Annotated in this window: 17 protein-coding genes; 5 read left to right on the forward strand and 12 right to left on the reverse strand. The window is 71.6% G+C overall.

Going from position 1 to position 19429, the window contains the following annotated elements:
* Nucleotides 1–46 precede the first annotated feature (46 nt).
* Genes AB0J02_RS06595 through pdhA (AB0J02_RS06605) form a run of 3 tightly spaced genes read right to left on the reverse strand, consistent with a single transcriptional unit; the run spans nucleotide 47 to nucleotide 3603 of the window.
* A complete protein-coding gene (locus tag AB0J02_RS06595; protein ID WP_363192459.1) occupies nucleotides 47–1393 on the reverse strand; it encodes a dihydrolipoamide acetyltransferase family protein in 1347 nt (448 codons plus the stop codon).
* A gap of 14 nt (nucleotides 1394–1407) precedes the next feature.
* On the reverse strand, nucleotides 1408–2388 hold the full coding sequence (locus AB0J02_RS06600) for an alpha-ketoacid dehydrogenase subunit beta (RefSeq protein WP_363192460.1): 981 nt from the start codon (nucleotides 2386–2388) through the stop codon (nucleotides 1408–1410).
* 3 nt (nucleotides 2389–2391) lie between these two features.
* Nucleotides 2392–3603, reverse strand: a complete 1212-nt coding sequence (gene pdhA / locus AB0J02_RS06605; RefSeq protein WP_363192461.1) for a pyruvate dehydrogenase (acetyl-transferring) E1 component subunit alpha — start codon at nucleotides 3601–3603, stop codon at nucleotides 2392–2394.
* A gap of 390 nt (nucleotides 3604–3993) precedes the next feature.
* On the opposite strand from pdhA (AB0J02_RS06605), the gene AB0J02_RS06610 reads away from it, so the two are divergent.
* Nucleotides 3994–4662 carry a response regulator transcription factor gene (locus AB0J02_RS06610; RefSeq protein WP_363192462.1) on the forward strand — a complete coding sequence of 223 codons (669 nt, stop codon included), beginning with the start codon at nucleotides 3994–3996 and terminating at the stop codon, nucleotides 4660–4662.
* Between the two features lie 110 nt (nucleotides 4663–4772).
* Entirely contained in the window at nucleotides 4773–5237 is a 465-nt protein-coding gene (locus tag AB0J02_RS06615) for a pyridoxamine 5'-phosphate oxidase family protein (protein WP_363192463.1), read from the forward strand.
* 80 nt (nucleotides 5238–5317) lie between these two features.
* Here the strand turns inward: AB0J02_RS06615 and AB0J02_RS06620 are convergent, their stop codons facing one another.
* Nucleotides 5318–6898 carry a protein kinase gene (locus AB0J02_RS06620; RefSeq protein ID WP_363192464.1) on the reverse strand — a complete coding sequence of 527 codons (1581 nt, stop codon included), beginning with the start codon at nucleotides 6896–6898 and terminating at the stop codon, nucleotides 5318–5320.
* A 368-nt stretch (nucleotides 6899–7266) separates the two neighbouring features.
* On the opposite strand from AB0J02_RS06620, the gene AB0J02_RS06625 reads away from it, so the two are divergent.
* Nucleotides 7267–8904, forward strand: coding sequence for a protein kinase (locus AB0J02_RS06625; RefSeq protein WP_363192465.1), 1638 nt, complete (start codon nucleotides 7267–7269; stop codon nucleotides 8902–8904).
* Nucleotides 8905–9053: 149 nt separating this feature from the next.
* Here the strand turns inward: AB0J02_RS06625 and AB0J02_RS06630 are convergent, their stop codons facing one another.
* Entirely contained in the window at nucleotides 9054–9596 is a 543-nt protein-coding gene (locus tag AB0J02_RS06630) for a bacterial proteasome activator family protein (protein ID WP_363192466.1), read from the reverse strand.
* A 167-nt stretch (nucleotides 9597–9763) separates the two neighbouring features.
* Between AB0J02_RS06630 and AB0J02_RS06635 the strand changes: the two genes are divergently transcribed.
* Entirely contained in the window at nucleotides 9764–10147 is a 384-nt protein-coding gene (locus AB0J02_RS06635) for a hypothetical protein (protein WP_363192467.1), read from the forward strand.
* Nucleotides 10148–10196: 49 nt separating this feature from the next.
* Here AB0J02_RS06635 and AB0J02_RS06640 read toward each other — a convergent pair whose 3' ends face one another.
* The 7 genes from AB0J02_RS06640 to pdhA (AB0J02_RS06670) all read right to left on the reverse strand — a co-directional run bounded on the left by AB0J02_RS06640 (nucleotide 10197) and on the right by pdhA (AB0J02_RS06670) (nucleotide 18725).
* A complete protein-coding gene (locus AB0J02_RS06640) occupies nucleotides 10197–11174 on the reverse strand; it encodes an NAD(P)H-quinone oxidoreductase (RefSeq protein WP_363192468.1) in 978 nt (325 codons plus the stop codon).
* Between the two features lie 38 nt (nucleotides 11175–11212).
* The gene (locus tag AB0J02_RS06645) at nucleotides 11213–12310 is read right to left on the reverse strand and encodes a potassium channel family protein (RefSeq protein ID WP_363192469.1); all 1098 of its coding nucleotides are present in this window, start codon (nucleotides 12308–12310) and stop codon (nucleotides 11213–11215) included.
* Nucleotides 12307–14028: a molybdopterin molybdotransferase MoeA gene (locus AB0J02_RS06650; RefSeq protein ID WP_363192470.1), complete on the reverse strand. Its 1722-nt coding sequence runs from the start codon at nucleotides 14026–14028 to the stop codon at nucleotides 12307–12309. Before AB0J02_RS06650 ends, AB0J02_RS06645 begins: the two co-directional genes overlap by 4 nt.
* The gene (locus AB0J02_RS06655) at nucleotides 14025–15041 is read right to left on the reverse strand and encodes a DUF6457 domain-containing protein (RefSeq protein WP_363192471.1); all 1017 of its coding nucleotides are present in this window, start codon (nucleotides 15039–15041) and stop codon (nucleotides 14025–14027) included. The genes AB0J02_RS06650 and AB0J02_RS06655 overlap by 4 nt, the downstream gene beginning before the upstream one ends.
* 72 nt (nucleotides 15042–15113) lie before the next feature.
* On the reverse strand, nucleotides 15114–16550 hold the full coding sequence (locus AB0J02_RS06660; RefSeq protein ID WP_363192472.1) for a dihydrolipoamide acetyltransferase family protein: 1437 nt from the start codon (nucleotides 16548–16550) through the stop codon (nucleotides 15114–15116).
* Between the two features lie 13 nt (nucleotides 16551–16563).
* Nucleotides 16564–17574, reverse strand: a complete 1011-nt coding sequence (locus AB0J02_RS06665) for an alpha-ketoacid dehydrogenase subunit beta (protein WP_363192473.1) — start codon at nucleotides 17572–17574, stop codon at nucleotides 16564–16566.
* Nucleotides 17571–18725 (reverse strand): pyruvate dehydrogenase (acetyl-transferring) E1 component subunit alpha, encoded by a 1155-nt coding sequence (pdhA, locus tag AB0J02_RS06670; RefSeq protein WP_363192474.1) that lies wholly within the window; start codon nucleotides 18723–18725, stop codon nucleotides 17571–17573. Before pdhA (AB0J02_RS06670) ends, AB0J02_RS06665 begins: the two co-directional genes overlap by 4 nt.
* A 189-nt stretch (nucleotides 18726–18914) precedes the next feature.
* Between pdhA (AB0J02_RS06670) and AB0J02_RS06675 the strand changes: the two genes are divergently transcribed.
* A complete protein-coding gene (locus tag AB0J02_RS06675; RefSeq protein ID WP_363192623.1) occupies nucleotides 18915–19412 on the forward strand; it encodes an Lrp/AsnC family transcriptional regulator in 498 nt (165 codons plus the stop codon).
* Nucleotides 19413–19429: the final 17 nt, after the last annotated feature.

The following is a 19429-nucleotide window of genomic DNA, read 5'->3' on the forward strand; positions in this document are numbered from 1 at the left end:
ACGGTCTCCGGGGAGAAACAGGAAGAAACAGGAAGAAAGGAGCGGCTCAGCTCCAGGTGATCAGGCGCTTGGGCCGCTCCAGCACGGCCGCCACATCCGCCAGCACCTTGGACCCGAGTTCCCCGTCCACAAGGCGGTGGTCGAAGGAGAGTGCCAGGGTCGTCACCTGCCGCGGCTTCACCTTGCCCTTGTGGACCCAGGGCTGCAGCTTGATGGCCCCGACGGCGAGGATCGCCGACTCACCCGGGTTCAGGATCGGCGTACCGGTGTCGATGCCGAAGACGCCGACGTTCGTGATGGTGACCGTGCCGCCCTGCATCGCGCCGGGAGACGTCCGGCCCTCCCGCGCGGTGGACACCAGCTCGCCCAGTGACGTCGCCAGTTCGGGCAGCGTCTTGGCGTGGGCGTCCTTGATGTTCGGCACGATCAGGCCGCGCGGGGTCGCCGCCGCGATGCCCAGATTCACGTAGTGCTTCTGGACGATCTCCTGATTGGCCTCGTCCCAGGCCGCGTTGACCTCGGGGTTGCGCTTGATCGCGACGAGCAGCGCCTTGGAGATGAGCAGCAGCGGATTGACCCGCAGCCCCTGCATGTCCTTGTCGGCCTTCAGCTCCTCGACGAGCTTCATCGTGCGCGTCACGTCGACCGTCACGAACTCCGTGACGTGCGGCGCCGTGAACGCGGAGCCGATCATCGCCTGGGCCGTCGCCTTGCGGACGCCCTTCACCGGGATCCGGGTCTCGCGGACACCGTCGTACGACGCCGCGGGCGCCACCGGCACGGGAGCCGGCACGGGGGCGGGGGCCTGCGCCGGCACCTCGGGCGCGGGCGCCACCGCCGCGTGCACGTCCTCCCGCGAGATGATCCCGTCGGGGTGCGACGGAATCACCGTGGCGAGGTCGACGCCGAGGTCCCGGGCGAGCTTGCGCACGGGCGGCTTGGCCAGCGGCCGCTGCCGGACGGCCGGGGCCGCCGTCCCGTTGGCCGCCGGGGCCTCGGCGCCCTTGCGGGCCCGCCGCTTCGTCGACGTCTCGGCGACGCCGTACCCGACGAGCACGGGCTGACGCGCCTGCGGCTCGGCAGGCCCGGCCTCGGTCTCGGCCTCGGGCGCCGTCCCGACCACGGGCTCGGACGCGGGCGCGTCCGGCTCGCCGGAGGCCACGGTCACCGAAATGATCACCTGGCCGACATCGACGGTCGTGCCCTCGGGGAACCGCAGCTCCTTGACCACACCGTCGAACGGGATCGGCAGCTCGACGGCCGCCTTCGCCGTCTCCACCTCGCACACGACCTGGCCGTCCTCGACGGTGTCGCCGGGCTGCACGTACCACTTGAGGATCTCGGCCTCGGTCAGGCCCTCGCCCACGTCGGGCATCTTGAATTCGCGCGCCATGACTCTCAGCCTCCTCAGTACGCCAGCGAACGGTCGACGGCGTCGAGCACCCGGTCCAGACCCGGCAGGTACTCGTCCTCCAGCCGCGCCGGCGGATACGGCGCGTGGTACCCGCCGACCCGCAGCACGGGCGCCTCCAGGTGGTAGAAGCACCGCTCGGTGATCCGCGCGGCGATCTCGGCGCCGGACCCGAGGAAGACGGACGCCTCGTGCGCGACGACCAGATGCCGCGTCTTCTCCACCGACTTCTGCACGGCGTCGAAGTCCATCGGCGAGATCGAGCGCAGGTCGAGGACCTCCAGGGACTTGCCCTCCTCCGCGGCGGCGGCCGCGGCCTCCAGGCAGACCTTCACCATCGGCCCGTACGCGACGAGCGTCAGATCCGTGCCCTCCCGCGCCACGACGGCCTTGTGCAGGTCGCCGGGGACGGCGTCCGTGTCCACTTCGCCCTTGTCCCAGTAGCGTCGCTTCGGCTCGAAGAAGATCACCGGGTCGTCGCTCTGGATGGCCTGCTGCAGCATCCAGTAGGCGTCCGAGGAGTTCGAAGGAGAGACCACCTTCAGCCCCGGCACGTGCGCGAACAGCGCCTCGGGCGACTCGCTGTGGTGCTCGACCGCGCCGATGCCGCCGCCGTACGGGATGCGGATGACGACCGGCGTCTTGATCTTGCCGAGCGCGCGGGCGTGCATCTTCGCGAGCTGCGTGACAATCTGGTCGTACGCGGGGAAGACGAAGCCGTCGAACTGGATCTCCACGACCGGCCGGTAGCCGCGCAGCGCCAGGCCGATCGCGGTGCCGACGATGCCGGACTCGGCGAGCGGGGTGTCGATGACCCGCTCCTCGCCGAAGTCCTTCTGCAGACCGTCGGTCACCCGGAAGACACCGCCGAGCACGCCGACGTCCTCGCCCATGACGAGGACCTTCGGGTCGTTCTCCAACGCCGTGCGCAGCGACTCGTTGATCGCCTTGGCGATCGGAAGTTTCTGTACCGCCATGACTCAGGCCTCCCCAGCCGCTTCGTCCGCGAACGACGCCTGGTAGGCGACGAACTGCGCGCGCTCCTCGTCGACGAGTGCGTGCCCGTCCGCATACACGTTCTCGAAGATCGCCAAATGGCCCGGGTTCGGCATGGCCCGTACGACTTCGCGCACTCGTTTGCCCAACGCCTCGCTCTCGGCGTCGAGTTCCGCGAAAAATCCCTCATCCGTGTCGGTTTGGGACTCCAGGTAGGTGCGCAGGCGAAGGATCGGGTCCTTCGCCTCCCACGCGACGCGCTCCTCGTCGGCCCGGTACTTCGACGGGTCGTCGGAGGTGGTGTGCGCGCCCATCCGGTACGTGAACGCCTCGACCAGGGTCGGGCCCTCGCCGTTGCGCGCCCGCTCCAGGGCCCACCGGGTCACGGCGAGACAGGCCAGCACGTCGTTGCCGTCCACGCGGACGCCGGGGAAACCGAAGCCCTGCGCGCGCTGGTACAGCGGCACGCGCATCTGGCGCTCGGTCGGCTCGGAGATCGCCCACTGGTTGTTCTGGCAGAAGAACACCACCGGCGCGTTGTACACGGCGCCGAAGTTGAAGGACTCCAGGACGTCGCCCTGGCTGGAGGCGCCGTCGCCGAAGTACGCGATGACCGCCGAGTCGGCGCCGTCCTTCGCGATCCCCATCGCGTAGCCCGTCGCGTGCAGCGTCTGCGAGCCGATGACGATCGTGTACAGGTGGAAGTTGTTGCTGTTCGGGTCCCAGCCGCCGTGGTTCACGCCGCGGAACATGCCGAGCAGGTTCGTCGGGTCGACCCCGCGGCACCAGGCGACGCCGTGCTCGCGGTAGGTCGGGAAGACGTAGTCGTCCTCACGGGTGGCCCGGCCCGAGCCGATCTGGGCGGCCTCCTGGCCGAGCAGCGACGCCCACAGGCCCAGCTCGCCCTGGCGCTGCAGAGCGGTGGCCTCGGCGTCGAAGCGGCGGGTGAGAACCATGTCGCGGTACAGGGCGCGCAGCTCGTCGTCGGTGATGCCGTCGACGTAGGAGTCGTATACAGCGTTTTCCGGGGTCTTGACGCGCTTGCCCTCGGGGCTCAGCAGCTGGACCAGCTCCGGCTGCGCCGGCGCGGCCGCCCTGCCGGGGGACTTCTTCGCAGACTTCTTCGCAGCGGTCCGCTTGCGCGGCGGCTGTGCCTTCTGCGCTGCGGCAGTGCTGTCAGCACTGTCTACGGTCACGTGTGCTCCTCCGTCGGTCCGGCCCCCGGGATTGCCGGATGACCAGTCGGCTCGGCTCGCCTGATCCGTCCACGCACGGGGTGGGTGCGGTGGAGCCGGGTCAGGCGTGACTAGAAAGAACGAAAACAACCTGTGCTCCGGCAAGCACCCTTCACCCAGCACGTTACCCAGTGGGTCACACATCTGCGAAACCCCATCTGACCTGCGATTTTGCTTGGATTTCCAACTAACTCGTTCATTGGATTTCCTAGTACACGCAAGAACGATGAAGCGCCGCAGGTCACAGCTGTGTGGCTGATCCCTGGTCACAGCCTGGCAGGGGGCCGGAACACCGGCACGTTATCCCGGTCACCCAGGGCACGGGAAGAGTTGATGTGTGAGACTGAATCCGTGCGCGAAGACGGAAAAATTACGGTATTTCTCCTCGACGACCACGAAGTAGTGCGCCGCGGAGTCCACGAGCTGCTTTCGATGGAGGACGACATCGAGGTGGTCGGCGAGGCCGGGACGGCCGCCGACGCCCTGGTGCGCATCCCCGCGACCAGGCCCGACGTCGCCGTGCTCGACGTGCGCCTGCCGGACGGCAGCGGCGTCGAGGTGTGCCGTGAGATCCGCTCCCAGGACGATTCCATCCAGTGCCTGATGCTGACCTCGTTCGCGGACGACGAGGCCCTCTTCGACGCGATCATGGCCGGCGCCTCCGGCTACGTGCTGAAGGCGATCCGGGGCAACGAGCTGCTCACGGCCGTACGGGACGTGGCGGCGGGCCGCTCGCTGCTCGACCCGGTGGCCACCGCCCGGGTCCTGGAGCGGCTGCGCGACGGCGGCCGCAGCAAGGACGACGACCGGCTCGCGGGCCTCACCGACCAGGAGCGCAAGATCCTCGACCTGATCGGCGAGGGCCTGACCAACCGCGTGATCGGCGAGCGCCTCCACCTGGCCGAGAAGACGATCAAGAACTATGTCTCCAGCCTGCTGTCCAAGCTCGGCATGGAGCGCCGCTCGCAGGCCGCGGCCTACGTGGCGCGGATGCAGGCCGAGAAACAGAAGCAGCACTGACCTCGGCCCCGAGCGTTCACCCGGGTGCCCGCTGACAAGGGACTTACGTCCCCTTCCCTGGGGGCGGGGTCCCCTTTCCCGGCGCCCTGTCGGCATCGCACAGTGGTGACATGGCTTCCGAGACGCAGCAGTCGCAGGATCCCGAGCGCGGCTTCGAGCTGCTCGCCCGTGTGAACCACGGCCGGGTGGCGACCAGCATGCGCGCCCTGCCCTTCCTCGCCTCCGCCCGCCACATCGTGGTCAACGAACGGCTCCTGCTGCGGCTGCACGGCGGCTACGGCTACCACTTGGCCTGCGTCGGCAGTGTGGTCGCGTACGGGGCGGACAACCTGGGCGACCCCGGCCCCGGGGCCCCCGGGGACGACACCCAGTGGTCGGTGCAGTGCGTCGGCACCTGCGAGCAGGTCGAACCGACCACCGCCGAACTCGAACTCTTCGGGCCCGCCCCGCACTTCGCGGACGACGAACTCTTCGATCCGGTGTATCTGCGCGTGGACCCGCAGTTCGTGACGGTGCACGAACTGCGGGGCGGCTCGGCACAGCGCGCGCCCCGCGCGCGCGTGCGGCGCCGCTAGGGCCTGTCCTCACACTCCCCTCGTCGCCCGGAGGGCGGGCAGAGGGGAGTTCGAAGACAGACCCCAGGGCCTGTCGCCGGTCAGTTTCCCCCGCCGGCGCCGGCCACGACCCCGGTGCCCTCGGTGTCGCCACCGCCGTTGTCACCGCCGCCGTCCGGCGGCGAGGGCGAGGCAGGCGTGGTCACCGGGTCGGACGCCGTGGGGGTGTCCTCGCCGGTCGGCTCGTCCGTCGGCTCGTCGGTCGGCTGGTCCGTCGCCGACTGCGTCGGCGTCTGGTTGCCCCGCGTCTCCGTGTACGACGGCGTGTAGTCGCCCTGACCGCCCGTGCTGTCGCCCGGCTGCTGCGTCTCGTCCTCGGACGCGCTCTCCTCGGACGACTTGCTCGGCTTGTCCTTCGTCTCGGACTGGGTGGCGGTCGGGGACTGCTTGGTGCCGCCCCCGCCCCCGCCGCCGTTGCTCGCGTTGAGCGCCAGGGCGACGCCCGCCGCGATCGCGATCACCGCGAGCACCGCGAAGATCCACAGCTTGCCGCGGCCGCGACCGCCGCCGTTCCCCTGGCCGTCGAAGCCGCCGTCGTCGCCCGGCGGACGCAGCAGCGGCTGCGCGGCCGTGCCGTGGTCCCCGGGGTGCGGAAGCGCTGTGGTCCCGGCCAGCCCCATCGCCGGGGTGCTGCCGCCCGCGTGCATGGCGGCGGTGACCGGTCCGGTGTTCCAGGTGCCGGTGTGGCCGCCCTGCTCGTACAGCATCGTCAGGCCGTACTGGACGAGCCCGCGCATCTCCTCGGCCGTCTGGAACCGGTCGTCCGGGTCCTTGGCCAGCGAGCGCATGACGAGGCCGTCCAGCTCCGGCGGCGTCGCGTCCGAGACCTCGGAGGGCGGCACCGGGGTGTCCTGGACGTGCTGGTAGACGACGGACAGCGGCGTCTCACCGGTGAACGGGGGCCGCAGCGCGAGGAGTTCGTACAGCAGACAGCCGGTCGCGTACAGGTCGGAGCGGTGGTCGACGGCCTTGCCGAGCGCCTGCTCCGGCGACAGGTACTGGGGCGTACCCATGACCATGCCGGTCTGCGTCATCGTGGACTGCGCGCCGTGCAGGGCGCGCGCGATGCCGAAGTCCATCACCTTCACCGCACCGGCGTGGGTGATGATCACGTTCGCGGGCTTGATGTCACGGTGCACGATGCCGTGCTGATGCGAGTAGGCGAGCGCCTCCAGCACACCGGAGACGATGATCAGGGCCTGCTCGGGGCCCGGCGCCTCGGCGTTCAGCAGGAGGTCGCGGATGGTGCGGCCCTCGACGAGCTCCATGACGATGTACGGAACGGTGCTGCCGTTCACGTAGTCCTCGCCCGAGTCGTAGACCGCGACGACGGCGTGGTGGTTCAGGCCGGCGACGGACTGTGCCTCGCGCGTGAAGCGGGCCTTGGAGACCGGGTCCTCGGCGAGGTCGGAGCGGAGCAGCTTGACGGCGACGGTGCGCCCGAGGCGGACGTCCTCGGCCGCGAACACCTCGGCCATGCCACCCCGGCCGAGTCTGTGCGTCAGCCGGTACCGGCCGTCCCCGACGAGCCCGCCGTTGCCCCACAACTCCGGCGCATCTGACATACCGCCGCCAGTCGCCTCGGGGTCGGACGGGCCCTGAGCGCGCTGCTGCTGTGCCATCAGTCCTCGCCGTCGTTTCTGTCCGTGCTGTCGGATCGCCGCGCCGCTGTCGGATCGCTGCGTCGGAGTACGCGCGGTTGTGAAAGTACGGTCTCCGTCGGGCCACGCTACAGGCTTCGACCGCGGCCCAGTTCCGAGATGGACCGGACATCAAACCCGTTGCCGTGCGGACCTTGCAAATCGTGCGCGCAATTTCCGTACCCGGTCCATGACCATTTCCGGTAACGCTTGCGCGACGCTTCTTGCCCGTACGGTCACGGAACGGGCATCGAGCTTGACGTGCCCGCGCCCTCGGGCAGACTTGGCCGGGAATAGCTGGAGTCGATCACCGGCCGCGCCGACGCGGGGCGCTATGGGGGACGTGGAAGATGAGCGAAGACGGCGGCGCCGGAGGCCGGTACGCGGGTCGGTCCGTGGCCGGCGGGCGGTACCAACTGCGTGACCTGCTCGGCCAGGGCGGCATGGCCTCCGTGCACCTCGCGCACGACACCCGGCTCGACCGCGCCGTCGCCATCAAGACTTTGCACACGGAACTCGGGCGGGAGGACGCGTTCCGCCAGCGCTTCCAGCGCGAGGCCATGTCCGTGGCCAAGCTCACGCACACGAACATCGTCTCGGTCTTCGACTCCGGCGAGGACGACCTCGACGGCATCATCACTCCGTACATCGTCATGGAGTACGTCGAGGGGCTCCCGCTCGGCTCCGTCCTCGACCAGGACATGCGTCAGTACGGCGCCATGCCCGCCGACAAGGCCCTGAAGATCACCGCCGATGTGCTCGCGGCGCTGGAGATCAGCCACGAGATGGGCCTGGTGCACCGCGACATCAAGCCGGGCAACGTGATGATGACGAAGCGCAACGTCGTCAAGGTCATGGACTTCGGCATCGCCCGCGCCATGCAGTCCGGCGTCACGTCGATGACGCAGACCGGCATGGTCGTCGGCACCCCGCAGTACCTGTCGCCCGAACAGGCCCTCGGCCGCGGCGTGGACGCCCGCTCGGACCTGTACTCGGTCGGCATCATGCTCTTCCAACTGGTCACCGGGCGGCTGCCGTTCGAGGCGGACTCGCCGCTGGCCATCGCGTACGCGCACGTCCAGGAGGAGCCGGTGGCTCCGTCCTCGATCAACCGCGCGCTGCCGCCCGCCATCGACGCCCTCGTCGCCCGCGCGCTGAAGAAGAACCCGAACGAGCGTTTCCCGAGCGCGGAGGCGATGCGCGACGAGTGCCTGCGCGTGGCCCAGTCGCTCGCCGCCGGCCCGTCGGTGGCGCCCAGCATCGTGCCGGGCGCCCAGACGTCGAGCGGCGCGGGCGTCGGCTCCGCCGTCTTCCCGCCGGTCGACCAGAACGGGATGCCGACGCCGGGCCCGGTCCAGACGCCGTACCAGCCGACGCCGCAGCCGAGCCCCTACGGGCCGCCGACGCCGCAGCCCGGATACGGCTACCCGCAGCAGAACATGCAGAGCGGTTACCAGACGCCGCCGCCCGTCTCCCCGTACGCGACGCAGGGCCAGCAGACGCCGTCGCCGTACCACCTCTCGCACCAGCCGGCGACGACCACGCAGGGCCCGGGCGGCGGTGGCCGCAACAAGGCGGTGATCATCGGCTCGATCGTCGTCGCGCTCGTCGCCGTCGGCGGCCTGATCACGGCCCTGACGCTGAACAGCAATGGCGACGAGAAGGGCGGCTCCGACAAGCCGTCCGCCTCCGCGGTCGCCGGGCACAAGGGGCCCGACCTGACGAAGACCGTCGAGACCGACGAGTGCGTCGAGCCGGAGATCGGCAACGACGACGAGGAAAAGATCAAGGTCCCGGACTTCTATCTCAAGAACATCGATTCCGTGAAGGCCTGTTTCCGGGCCGCGGGCTGGATCGCCACGCAGAACCCCATCGACGAGAACACGTACGGCGAGGGCTCGGTCATGAACCAGAGCCCCGCCGCGGGCACCGAGATCGACCCGGACAACGTGAACATCCAGCTGCAGGTCTCGACCGGCAACCCGTAATCCGGCTGACCGGCCCCGCGCCGCCGCACCGCACAGAAGGGCCCGGCCCGCGCTTTCCGCGCGGGCCGGGCCCTTCTTTCCGGTGCTCAGCTGAAAGTCACGTCGACAAGTCCGTCCACAGGCACGGGCCGCCCACAGGTACGGGCCGTCTACAGGTACGGGCCGCCCGAGCGGCCCACGGTCCTCGGGTCCTCGTCCTCGTCGTCGCCGCCGACACCCGGCGGCAGCGCGCGGCGCATCTGCTCCAGCTGGGCGCGGGCCGCCATCTGCTGGGCGAACAGCGTCGTCTGGATCCCGTGGAAGAGGCCTTCCAGCCAGCCCACCAACTGGGCCTGCGCGATACGCAGTTCGGCGTCGCTCGGGATGGTGTCCTCGGTGAAGGGCAGGGAGATCCGCTCCAGCTCCTCGACGAGCTCGGGCGCGAGACCGTCCTCGAGTTCCTTGACCGAGCTGGCGTGGATCTCCTTGAGCCGCTGCCGGCTCGCCTCGTCCAGGGGAGCCGCGCGCACTTCTTCGAGCAGCTGCTTGATCATGCTGCCGATGCGCATCACCTTGGCGGGCTGTTCCACCATCTCCGTCACCGGGACCTCGCGGGATTCGTCGTCTCCGCCGCCGCCCAGAGCCATTCCGTCCTGGCCCACGACCAGGATCTGGGGGTTCTCCGGCGACCGTTCGTTCCTCGGCATCTCCATGCCGCCATTCTCTCGTACGGACCTGTCACACCTCGGTGGTGCCCCCGTTGCGGGTTGATCCACCGTGCTGGGGGCGGGTCGAAATCCGACGTGCCCGTTTTATTGTCCTATGTGACGCTTATCGCAGGCATCTGGCGGAAGCGGATGGAAGCGAGGGGGGACGGGCAATGCAGCGGCTTCGGTGGGCGGCCGGGCTGGTGGTGAGCGCACTCGCGCTCTTCCTGATCCCGCCGGTGGCCTACGCCGCCGAACCCTCGCCGCACGGTTCGCTCGCCGGCAGCCGGGCGGGCGTGGGCCGGACACCGCCGGGGCGGCCGCTGCCCGCCCCCACCTTCGAGGAGGCCGTGCTGCCACCGCCGCCCGCGCGCCCCGAGCCGCCCGTCTCCGCGACGCCGGTCCCGTCGTCCCCCCGCCCCGAGCGGCCCGCCACCGCGCGCCGGACCGAGGCCGCGCGCGGAACGGGGACCCTGGTGAACGTGGTGCCGCTGGGGGCGGGACTGCTGCTGACCGGCCTCGGGATCGGCTTCCTGGCGCTACGGCTGCGCCGGTAGGGCCCTGCTGCCGAGCCCTACCGGCGGGCTGCGCCGCTGCCGGACTCGACTACCGGGTGAGCAGGACCTTGCCGATGTGGCCGCTCTCCTCCAGGACCCGGTGGCCCTGCGCCGCGTCGCTCATCGGCAGTTCCTGGTCCACGATCGGCCGCACGTGCCCGCCCTCGATCAGCGGCCACACGTGCTCCCGCACCGCCGCGACGACCGCCGCCTTCTCCGCGAGCGGGCGGGCCCGCAGCGTGGTGGCGGTGATGGCGCCGCGCTTGCCGAGCAACGTACCGATGTTCAGCTCGCCCTTGACGCCGCCCTGCATGCCGATGATGGCGAGGCGGCCGTTGACGGCGAGGGCGTCGACGTTGCGGTTCAGGTATTTGGCGCCCATGTTGTCGAGGATGACGTCCGCGCCGGCCCCGTCCGTGGCCGCCTTGATCCCCTCCACGAAGTCCTGCTCGCGGTAGTTGATCAGGATGTCCGCGCCCAGCTCGGCACAGAAGTCGAGCTTCTCCTTGGTGCCCGCGGTGACGGCGACCTTGGCGCCGACGGACTTCGCGAGCTGGATCGCCATGGTGCCGATGCCACTGGAGCCGCCGTGCACGAGGAACGTCTCGCCCGGACGCAGATGGGCGATCATGAAGACGTTGGACCAGACGGTGCAGGTCACCTCGGGCAGCGCGGAGGCCTTCGCCAGATCGACGCCCTTCGGCACCGGCATCAGCTGCCCGGCCGGGACGGCGACCTTCTCGGCGTACCCGCCGCCCACCAGGAGCGCGCACACCTCGTCACCGACGGACCAGCCCGCCACACCGGGGCCGACCTCGGCGATCCGGCCCGCGCACTCCAGACCGGGGTAGGGAGAGCTGCCGGGCGGCGGGGTGTAGAAACCCTGGCGCTGCAGCAGATCGGCACGGTTGACGGCGCTGGAGACCACCTCGACCAGGACCTCGCCCTCGCTGAGCACGGGGTCGGGGACCTCCGTCCAGACGAGCGCCTCGGGTCCACCGGGTTCCGGGATCGTGATCGCATACATGGCCGCGAGGCTACTCCCGTACGCCCGCGGAACCCGGCTCAGTCCTGCGGCAGCGGTTTCGAGTCCGGGGCGACGTGCGTCGTCGGCGTGACCCGCACGATCGTGATGAGCCGGTCGGTCAGCTGGAGGCCCCCGATGGCCTTGTCGTCGTAGCCGAGCACGCGATGTCCGCGTACGACACTGACGACCAGGTCCTCCGTCTCCTTCGGCTTGAGGCCGACCTCGGCCTTTATCACCGGGCGCTCCACCAGATCGAGGCCGCTGCCCTTCTGGATGAGGTCCTCCAGGACCATGCCCGCGTGCGGGCTGAGGACCGAGAGCCCGAGCAGCCGGCCCGCCGCGCTGGCGCTGGTGATCACGGCGTCGGCGCCGGACTGGCGCAGCAGCTGCGCGTTCTCCTCCTCGCGCACGGCGGCGACGATCTTCGCGCTGCGGTTCAGCTGCCGCGCGGTGAGCGTCACCAGGACCGCCGTGTCGTCGCGCTGGGTGGCAATGATGATCTTCCGGGCCCGCTGCACCTCGGCCCGCCACAGGACGTCGCTACGGGTCGCGTCGCCCATGACTCCCGCGTAACCGAGGCTGTTCGCCGCCTCGATGACCTTGCTGCTGGGGTCGACCACGACGACCTGCTCGGGCTTCAGGCCGGTCGCGCAGACGGTCTCCACCGCGCTGCGGCCCTTGGTGCCGAAGCCGATGACGACAGTGTGGTCACGCAAGTTGGACCTCCAGCGGTTCAGGCGCCATTCCTCCCGGGTCCGTTCGGTGAGGACTTCGAGCGTGGTGCCGACCAGGATGATCAGGAACAACACACGCAGCGGCGTGATGAGGAAGATGTTGGTGAGCCGCGCCCCGTCGCTGACCGGCGTGATGTCGCCGTAGCCCGTGGTGGAGAGGGTGACGGTCGCGTAGTAGAAGGCATCGAGGAGATCGACACTGCCGTCGGAGTTGTCGTTGTAGCCGGTGCGGTCGAACCAGACGAGGAGCGCGGTCAGGACGAGTACCGCCAGAGCCATCAGGACCCGGCGGGCGACCTGGAGCAGCGGACGCTGGACGATCCGCCGGGGCAGCTTCACCCGGTAGGTCGTCGTCTTCTCGTCCGCTTGGCGCGCCATGGCGTCATGGCCGGCCAGTTTCACGTGAAACACCCTTCGTCGCCCGGGGAGTTGCCCGGCACGTTCCTCACGGGGTCAACCCCCACGGGGTCGGTCCCCACGGGGTCGGCGCCCATGTCGGTCCTCGGCGCCTGCCCCATGGTGTCCTGTGGGGCCTGACCCGCGTTCGGCCGGGGTGCCTGTTCGGGGCGGCTCTGCGGTGCGCTTCCCGTTGCTTTCAAGGGGGAGTTGAGTGTTCCGAGGGAGCCACCGGTCGCCGGACCCCAGGACCAGGGCAGGTCGAGGATCTCGACCTCCTGCCCCTCCTGGGCGCCGCCGGGCGGCACGACCGCGAGCCCGTCGGCGGCGGCGATGCCACGCAGCATCGCCGGGCCGTTGTAGCGCAGCGGCACCGCCCAGTCGTGCCCGCTGTCGCTGTCCTGGCGCAGTACGACGGGGACGAGCCGGGTGTCGTACGGATGGCCCTGCACGGCGCTGTGCAGCGGAGCACCGTACGGCTCCTCGTCCCTGGCCCGGCCCGCCAGCGCCCGCAGCAGCGGCTCGGCGAGCGTGAGCAGCCCGGAGACGGCGGCCAGCGGATTGCCGGGCAGACCGACGAGGTGGCGCCCGTCCTTGATGCGGGCGAGCAGCATCGGATGGCCGGGGCGCACCGCGACACCGTCCACGAGCAGCTCGGCGTCGAGGGCGCGCAGCGTGGGGTGGACGTGGTCGACGGGGCCCGACGCGGTGCCGCCGGTGGTCACGACGAGGTCCGCCTTGGACCCCCGGACGGCTTTGAGCAGCGCCTTCGCGTCGTCCCCGATCCTGCGGACGGCGGTCACCTCGACGCCCAGCGCGCGCAGCCAGTGCGGCAGCATCGGGCCGAGCGCGTCACGGATGAGGCCGTCGCGGGGGAGACCGGAGGTCAGCAACTCATCGCCCAGGACCAGGACTTCGGCCCGGGGGCGGGGCACGGCGACCAGCTCGTCGTAGCCGGCCGCGGCCGCGAGACCGAGCACCGCCGGGGTGATCAGGCCGCCGGCGGGCAGCAGCAGATCGCCCGCGCGGCACTCCTGGCCACGCGGCCGGATGTCCTGGCCGTGCGCGACCGCGCGCAGCGGATGCAACTGGCCCTTGTCGTCGGTGTGCCCGTGCTCGCTGCGGATCACGGCGGTGGTGTCGGACGGGATGCGCGCGCCGGTCGCGATCGTCGCGGCCTCACCGTCGGCCAGCGGTGCGGGCAGCGCGTGCCCGGCCAGGATCCCCTTGTCCCGTACGGCCCAGGGGCCCGGCCCCGCCACGACCCAGCCGTCCATCGCGGACGTGTCGAAGGACGGCAGATCGGTGAGCGCCGTCAGCGGTGCGGCGAGTACGAGACCGAGGGCCCGGTCGAGGGGGACCCGGGCGGCGCCCCGGGGGAGCGCGTGGGTTTCCGCTCGGCCGCCGGTCAACAGGCCTTCGGGGAAGGGGAGTTCCGCGTCCATGACGGGCTCGGGGGCATCGGCGGTCTGGGCCCGGTGCCGCGCGGCACGGCGGCCCGCCTCCTGGGCGGCGCGACGGGCCGCGGGCCAGGCCGTCGCCCGGTGCCGCTCCGTGTCCGGGGCGGGGGCCCGGGACGCGGGGGTCTGCCGCGGGGCGGGCGCGGGGGCGCCGCCGCTGCCGGTCCGGGGGCCGCCCCGGTTGTCGTTGGCCAGGGCGAGCGCCTCCTCGACGTCGCCGTCCAGGGGGTCGGCCTGCGCCGCCCGCCCGTCGGGGCCGCTCATTGCGCGTCTCGTCCCGTGTCCGGCGCGGCGTCGCGCGGTGCGGTGTCACCTGGGGTGGCGGCGCCCTGCGCTGTGTCCCCCGGGGTGGCGTCGCCGGGCTCGGCGCCGCCCGGTTTCGGCTCGGCGTCGGCCTCCTGCGCCCACCTGTTGGCGAGCGCGGCGGCCTTCGCCGCGGCGGCGGCGACCGCTTCGGGGCCGCCGCCCGCCTGCGCCGCCGCGTATCCGACGAGGAACGTCGTCAGAGGCGCCGCGGGGCGGGCGACCCCGTGCGCGGCGTCGCGGGCGAGATCGAGGAGTACACCGGTGTCGACGTCCAGGTCGAGACCCAGTTCGTCCTTGGCTGCGGAGATCCATTCATCCAACACGTGCCCATGCTCCCTGATCCGTGACCTGGCAACGGCGATGTCGTCCCAGGTGTCGCAGTCGAAGGACGCGACGGGGTCGGTGATGCGGACGAGGTCCAGGTTCCTGACGAGCAGCCGCAGCGGTAGGCCGGTGAGCGCCCCGTGCTCGGTGCGCAGGGCGGTCAGCACCCGGCGCAGAGCGGTCCCCCGGTACACGGCGACCAGCGGCTGATCGCGTCCGTCGCCGTCGGTGAGCAGCGCGCCCTCGGTGTCCGGTGCGCCGAGCGCGTCGAGCAGCAGGCGGACGGTGCGCTCCCCCAGGAACGGCAGATCGGCGGAGAGCACGACTATGCGCTCCGCCTCTGCGGGTCCCTCGCTCGCCGCCGGCGGGTCGATGGCGCTGATCCCCGCGTCCAGCGCGGCGAGCGGTCCGCCGCCCGGTGGCTCCTCGCGTGCCCAGGCGACAGGACGCGCGGTGGGCCGCGGCTCGGCGACCACGACCGTGGCGCGGGCCCCGGCGCAGGCGGCGAGGACCCGGTCGAGCAGCGCGCGGCCGCCGACCCGCACGCCGGGTTTGTCGGCACCGCCGAGCCGCCGCGCGGCGCCCCCGGCGAGGACGACGGCGTCGTACGCGGGAGCGTCGTGGCGGGGCCCGGCGGCTGCGGTCATGCCCCGAGTATGGGCGTACGGTCGATCATTGCCACCCCCGCGGCGCGGGGCCAGGGGTGTCGGATCCTGTGATCAGAGCGTGCGCAACAGCACCGCCGGCCGCTCCACGCAGTCCGCGACATAGCGCAGGAAGCCGCCCGCCGTGCCGCCGTCGCACACCCGGTGGTCGAAGGTGAGCGAGAGCTGGACGACCTGGCGGACCGCCAGCTCCCCCTCGTGCACCCAGGGCTTGGGGGTGATGCGGCCGACGCCGAGCATGGCCGCCTCGGGGTGGTTGATGATCGGCGTGGATCCGTCGACCCCGAACACCCCGTAGTTGTTCAACGTGAAGGTGCCTCCGGTGAGTTCCCCGGGTGTCAGCGTCCCCGTCCGCGCCGCCTCGGTGAGCCGCCCGAACTCGGCGCTCAGCGACTCGGCTCCCCGCGCCTGGGCGTCCCTGACGACCGGCACGACGAGCCCGCGCTCGGTCTGCGCGGCGAAACCGAGGTGCACCTCGTCGAGCCGCACGATCTCGCGGCGCTCCATGTCGACCGTGGCGTTCAGTTCCGGGTAGCGGGCGAGGGCCGCCGTGCAGATGCGGGCGAGCAGCGCGAGGACGGAGATCTTCGGCCCGGCGGACGGGCCCGTCGCGGAATTCATCGCCACGCGCGCGTGCATGAGTTCCGTGGCGTCGGCGTCCACCCAGCAGGTCGCGTCGGGTATCTCACGGCGGCTGCGGGACAGCTTGTCGGCGACGGCGCCGCGGATACCGCGCAGGGGGGTGCGGTGGCCCGGCAGGGCGGTCTCGACGGCGGGGGTTTCGACGGTGGGGGCCTTGGCGGCGGAGGCCTCGGCCGTCGGCACGGCTGCTTCGGCGCGCGCCTCCAAGGCACGCGCCTTCACGGCACGCTCCACATCCGCCCGCAGAATGAGCCCGTCGGCTCCTGAGCCGGTCAACTCCCGCAAGTCGAGCCCGTGTTCCCGCGCGAGCTTGCGAACGAGCGGGGAGACAACGGGCACGGGCCCGAGCCCGACGACCGGCGGTGTCGCGGCCTGGGGACGCGCGGGGCTCGTGGGCGCCGGACTCGTGGGCGCCACGGGCGCACCCGCACCCGTACTCACACCCGCCCCGCGCGTAGCCACCCGCTCGCCCCCGCCGTGCCCGCCGAGCCCGCTGCGGACGCGCCTGCGGCGGGCCGGTGGCGCTGCCGTCCCGTACCCCACCAGCACGTTCCCCGAGCCCTCGGACCGCTCCGGGCCGGTGTCGCCCGGCGTGGGCTCCGTGGCGTCGACGGCCACGGTCAACAGGGGTGAACCGACGGGGAGTTCGGTGCCCTCGTCTCCGAAGCGGGCCGTGACGACACCGCCGTAGGGGCACGGCACCTCGACCAGCGCCTTGGCGGTCTCCACCTCGACGACGGGCTGGTCGACGGCGACCACGTCACCGACCGAGACCAGCCACCGCACGATCTCCGCCTCGGTGAGCCCCTCGCCGAGGTCGGGCAGCTTGAACTCCAGAACCTGCGCCATCAGCCCGATCCCCTCACTGGTCCCATTGGAGCCGCGCGACCGCGTCCAACACCCGGTCCACACCAGGCAGATGATGCCGCTCCAGCATCGGCGGCGGGTACGGAATGTCGAACCCCGCCACGCGCAGCACCGGCGCCTCCAGATGGTGGAAGCAGCGCTCGCTCACGCGCGCGGCGATCTCCCCGCCGGGCCCGCCGAAGCCGCCCGACTCGTGCACGACGACCGCGCGCCCGGTGCGGCGCACGGACGCGGTGACCGTCGCGTCGTCGAACGGCACCAGCGAGCGCAGATCGACCACTTCGAGGTCCCAGCCCTCCGCGCGGGCCGCCTCGGCGGCCTCCAGGCAGACGGGCACGGACGGTCCGTACGTGATGAGCGTGGCACTGGTCCCGGGGCGGCGGATCACTGCCGTACCTATGGGCTCAACGTCCGCCGGCTGCTCGGGGTTCCAGGAATCCTTCGCCCAGTAGAGCCGCTTGGGCTCCAGGAACACCACCGGGTCGTCGGACGCGATCGACTGCCGCAGCAGCCCGTACGCGTCCGCGACGGTGGCGGGCGTGACGACCGTCAGGCCGGGGGTCGCCATGTAGTACGCCTCGGAGGAGTCGCTGTGGTGCTCGACGCCGCCGATGCCGCCCCCGTAGGGCACCCGCACGGTGATGGGCAGCGGCATGGCACCGCGCGTGCGGTTGCGCATCCGCGCGACGTGCGAGATCAACTGCTCGAAGGCCGGGTACGCGAACGCGTCGAACTGCATCTCCACGACGGGCCGCAACCCGTACATCGCCATGCCGACGGCGGTGCCGAGGATGCCGGCCTCCGCGAGCGGCGTGTCCGTGCAGCGGTCCTCGCCGAACTCCTTGGCGAGCCCGTCGGTGACGCGGAAGACACCGCCGAGCGTGCCCACGTCCTCGCCCATGACGTGCACGGACGGGTCCTCGGCCATGGAGTCGCGCAGCGCGCGCCCGAGGGCCTGCGCCATGGTGGCCGGTTTCGTGGCCTTCTTGTCGGCGACGGTGGTCATGCCCGGCCCCCTTCGGACGCCTCCGCCTCGGCTTCGAGCTCGGCCCGCAACTGCTCGGCCTGCTCGCGCAACTGGGAGGTCTGTTCTGCGTAGACGTCGGTGAACAGGTCCATCGGGTCGAGCGCCGGGTCCTGGTTCATGCGCTCGCGCAAGCCGGCCGCCATCGTCTCGGCGTCGTCGCGCACGGCCTGGATGCCGGCCTCGTCGATCAGGCCGCGTTCCGTCAGCTCCCGCTCCAGGAGCAGGACCGGGTCGTGCCCGCGCCACGCCTCGACCTCGGCGTCGCCGCGGTAGCGGGTCGCGTCGTCGGCGTTCGTATGGGCGTCCATCCGGTAGGTGATGGCCTCGACCAGCGTCGGGCCGTGGCCCTCGCGCGCGCGGGCCACGGCCTCGGAGAGCACCTCGTGCATCGCCACCGCGTCATTTCCGTCGACCAGGCGGCCCGGCATCCCGTATCCGACGGCCTTGTGGGCCAGGGACGGCGCCGCGGTCTGCTTGGCCAGCGGTACGGAGATGGCGTACCCGTTGTTCTGTACGAGGAAGACGACTGGCGCCCGCCACACGGCCGCGAAGTTCAGCGCCTCATGGAAGTCGCCCTCGCTCGTCCCGCCGTCTCCGACCATGGCGAGCGCCACGACGTCGTCACCCTTGAGGCGTGCGGCGTGTGCGAGGCCCACGGCGTGCGGCAACTGGGTCGCGAGCGGGGTGCACAGGGGCGCGATGCGGTGCTCGCGCGGGTCGTACCCGGTGTGCCGGTCGCCGCGCAGCAGCGTCAGGGCCTGGACGGGGTCCAGGCCCCGGGCCACGGCGGCGAGGGTGTCGCGGTAGCTGGGGAAGAGCCAGTCGCGCTCTTGGAGGACGAGCGCCGCGGCGACCTCGGCGGCCTCCTGGCCGGTGGTGGAGGGGTAGACGGCGAGGCGGCCCTGCTTGGTCAGGGCGGTCGCCTGCGCGTTGTACCGGCGGCCGCGCACCACTTCCGCGTACAGCCGGCGCAACAGCCCCGGGTCGGCCTGCGCGGCCGCACCGGTGCCCAGGACCCGGTAGGGCTCCGCGTCGGGCAGCAGCGGCGCGGGGTCCGTGCGGGGCTGCCAGGCGGGCGGCGGCGTGGGTGCGCCGGCGCGATGGGCGCCCCGCTGCTCCGTGACCGTCATGACGGCACCTCCTCGGGGGAGCGGCTTGAAGGGCGCGTCGGGTGTGATGCGCCTCACCTACCGATTGTTCGGTCGTCGGCACATTTTGGCTACAGGCACCTCCAGGCTGTGGACAAACGGTTCTCCACAGCCTGTGATGAACGCAGTACGTCCATGGTAGGGAGGCGGGGGCAGATGGCATCTGAACAAATGGCCGACGGCTCTGGTGGCCGGAATTCCCACGGCCCCGATCCCTCGGCCCGGCCGCTGGACGCCATCGACCGCGACATCCTGCAGATGCTGCAGAAGGACGGCCGGGCGTCGATACGGTCCGTCGCCGAGCGCGTCCATGTCTCCCGGGCGAACGCCTACGCCCGCATCAACCGCCTCATCGATGACGGCGTGATCCGCGGTTTCGGGGCCCGCGTCAACCACGAGAGAGCCGGCCAGGGCGCATCCGCGTACGTCACCCTCAAGATCGTCCAGAACTCCTGGCGCACGGTCCGCGACCAGTTGCGCCAGATGCCGGAGGCCTCGCACATCGCGCTGGTCAGCGGCGGCTTCGACGTCCTGATCCTGGTGCACACGCAGGACAACCGCGCGCTGCGCGAGCTGGTCCTCACCAAGCTGCAGGCCATCCCCGAAGTGCTCAGCACAAGGACGTTGCTGGTCTTCGAGGAGGAGGACCTGGAGCCGGACAGCCCCTGACAGCCCCTTCGGGCGGG

The sequence above is a fragment of the Streptomyces sp. NPDC050264 genome, from assembly GCF_040655895.1.
In the GTDB taxonomy this organism is placed as follows: domain Bacteria; phylum Actinomycetota; class Actinomycetes; order Streptomycetales; family Streptomycetaceae; genus Streptomyces.

Bases quoted from the DNA above. Each gene is read 5' to 3' on its own strand.
- AB0J02_RS06655 (WP_363192471.1), bottom strand. From the start codon at position 15,041: ATGACCGCAGCCGCCGGGCCCCGCCACGACGCTCCCGCGTACGACGCC.
- AB0J02_RS06660 (WP_363192472.1), bottom strand. From the start codon at position 16,550: ATGGCGCAGGTTCTGGAGTTCAAGCTGCCCGACCTCGGCGAGGGGCTC.
- AB0J02_RS06630 (WP_363192466.1), bottom strand. From the start codon at position 9,596: ATGGAGATGCCGAGGAACGAACGGTCGCCGGAGAACCCCCAGATCCTG.
- AB0J02_RS06675 (WP_363192623.1), top strand. From the start codon at position 18,915: ATGGCCGACGGCTCTGGTGGCCGGAATTCCCACGGCCCCGATCCCTCG.
- AB0J02_RS06600 (WP_363192460.1), bottom strand. From the start codon at position 2,388: ATGGCGGTACAGAAACTTCCGATCGCCAAGGCGATCAACGAGTCGCTG.
- AB0J02_RS06620 (WP_363192464.1), bottom strand. From the start codon at position 6,898: ATGGCACAGCAGCAGCGCGCTCAGGGCCCGTCCGACCCCGAGGCGACT.
- pdhA (WP_363192474.1), bottom strand. From the start codon at position 18,725: ATGACGGTCACGGAGCAGCGGGGCGCCCATCGCGCCGGCGCACCCACG.
- AB0J02_RS06595 (WP_363192459.1), bottom strand. From the start codon at position 1,393: ATGGCGCGCGAATTCAAGATGCCCGACGTGGGCGAGGGCCTGACCGAG.
- AB0J02_RS06665 (WP_363192473.1), bottom strand. From the start codon at position 17,574: ATGACCACCGTCGCCGACAAGAAGGCCACGAAACCGGCCACCATGGCG.
- AB0J02_RS06615 (WP_363192463.1), top strand. From the start codon at position 4,773: ATGGCTTCCGAGACGCAGCAGTCGCAGGATCCCGAGCGCGGCTTCGAG.
- AB0J02_RS06640 (WP_363192468.1), bottom strand. From the start codon at position 11,174: ATGTATGCGATCACGATCCCGGAACCCGGTGGACCCGAGGCGCTCGTC.
- AB0J02_RS06635 (WP_363192467.1), top strand. From the start codon at position 9,764: ATGCAGCGGCTTCGGTGGGCGGCCGGGCTGGTGGTGAGCGCACTCGCG.
- AB0J02_RS06650 (WP_363192470.1), bottom strand. From the start codon at position 14,028: ATGAGCGGCCCCGACGGGCGGGCGGCGCAGGCCGACCCCCTGGACGGC.
- AB0J02_RS06625 (WP_363192465.1), top strand. From the start codon at position 7,267: ATGAGCGAAGACGGCGGCGCCGGAGGCCGGTACGCGGGTCGGTCCGTG.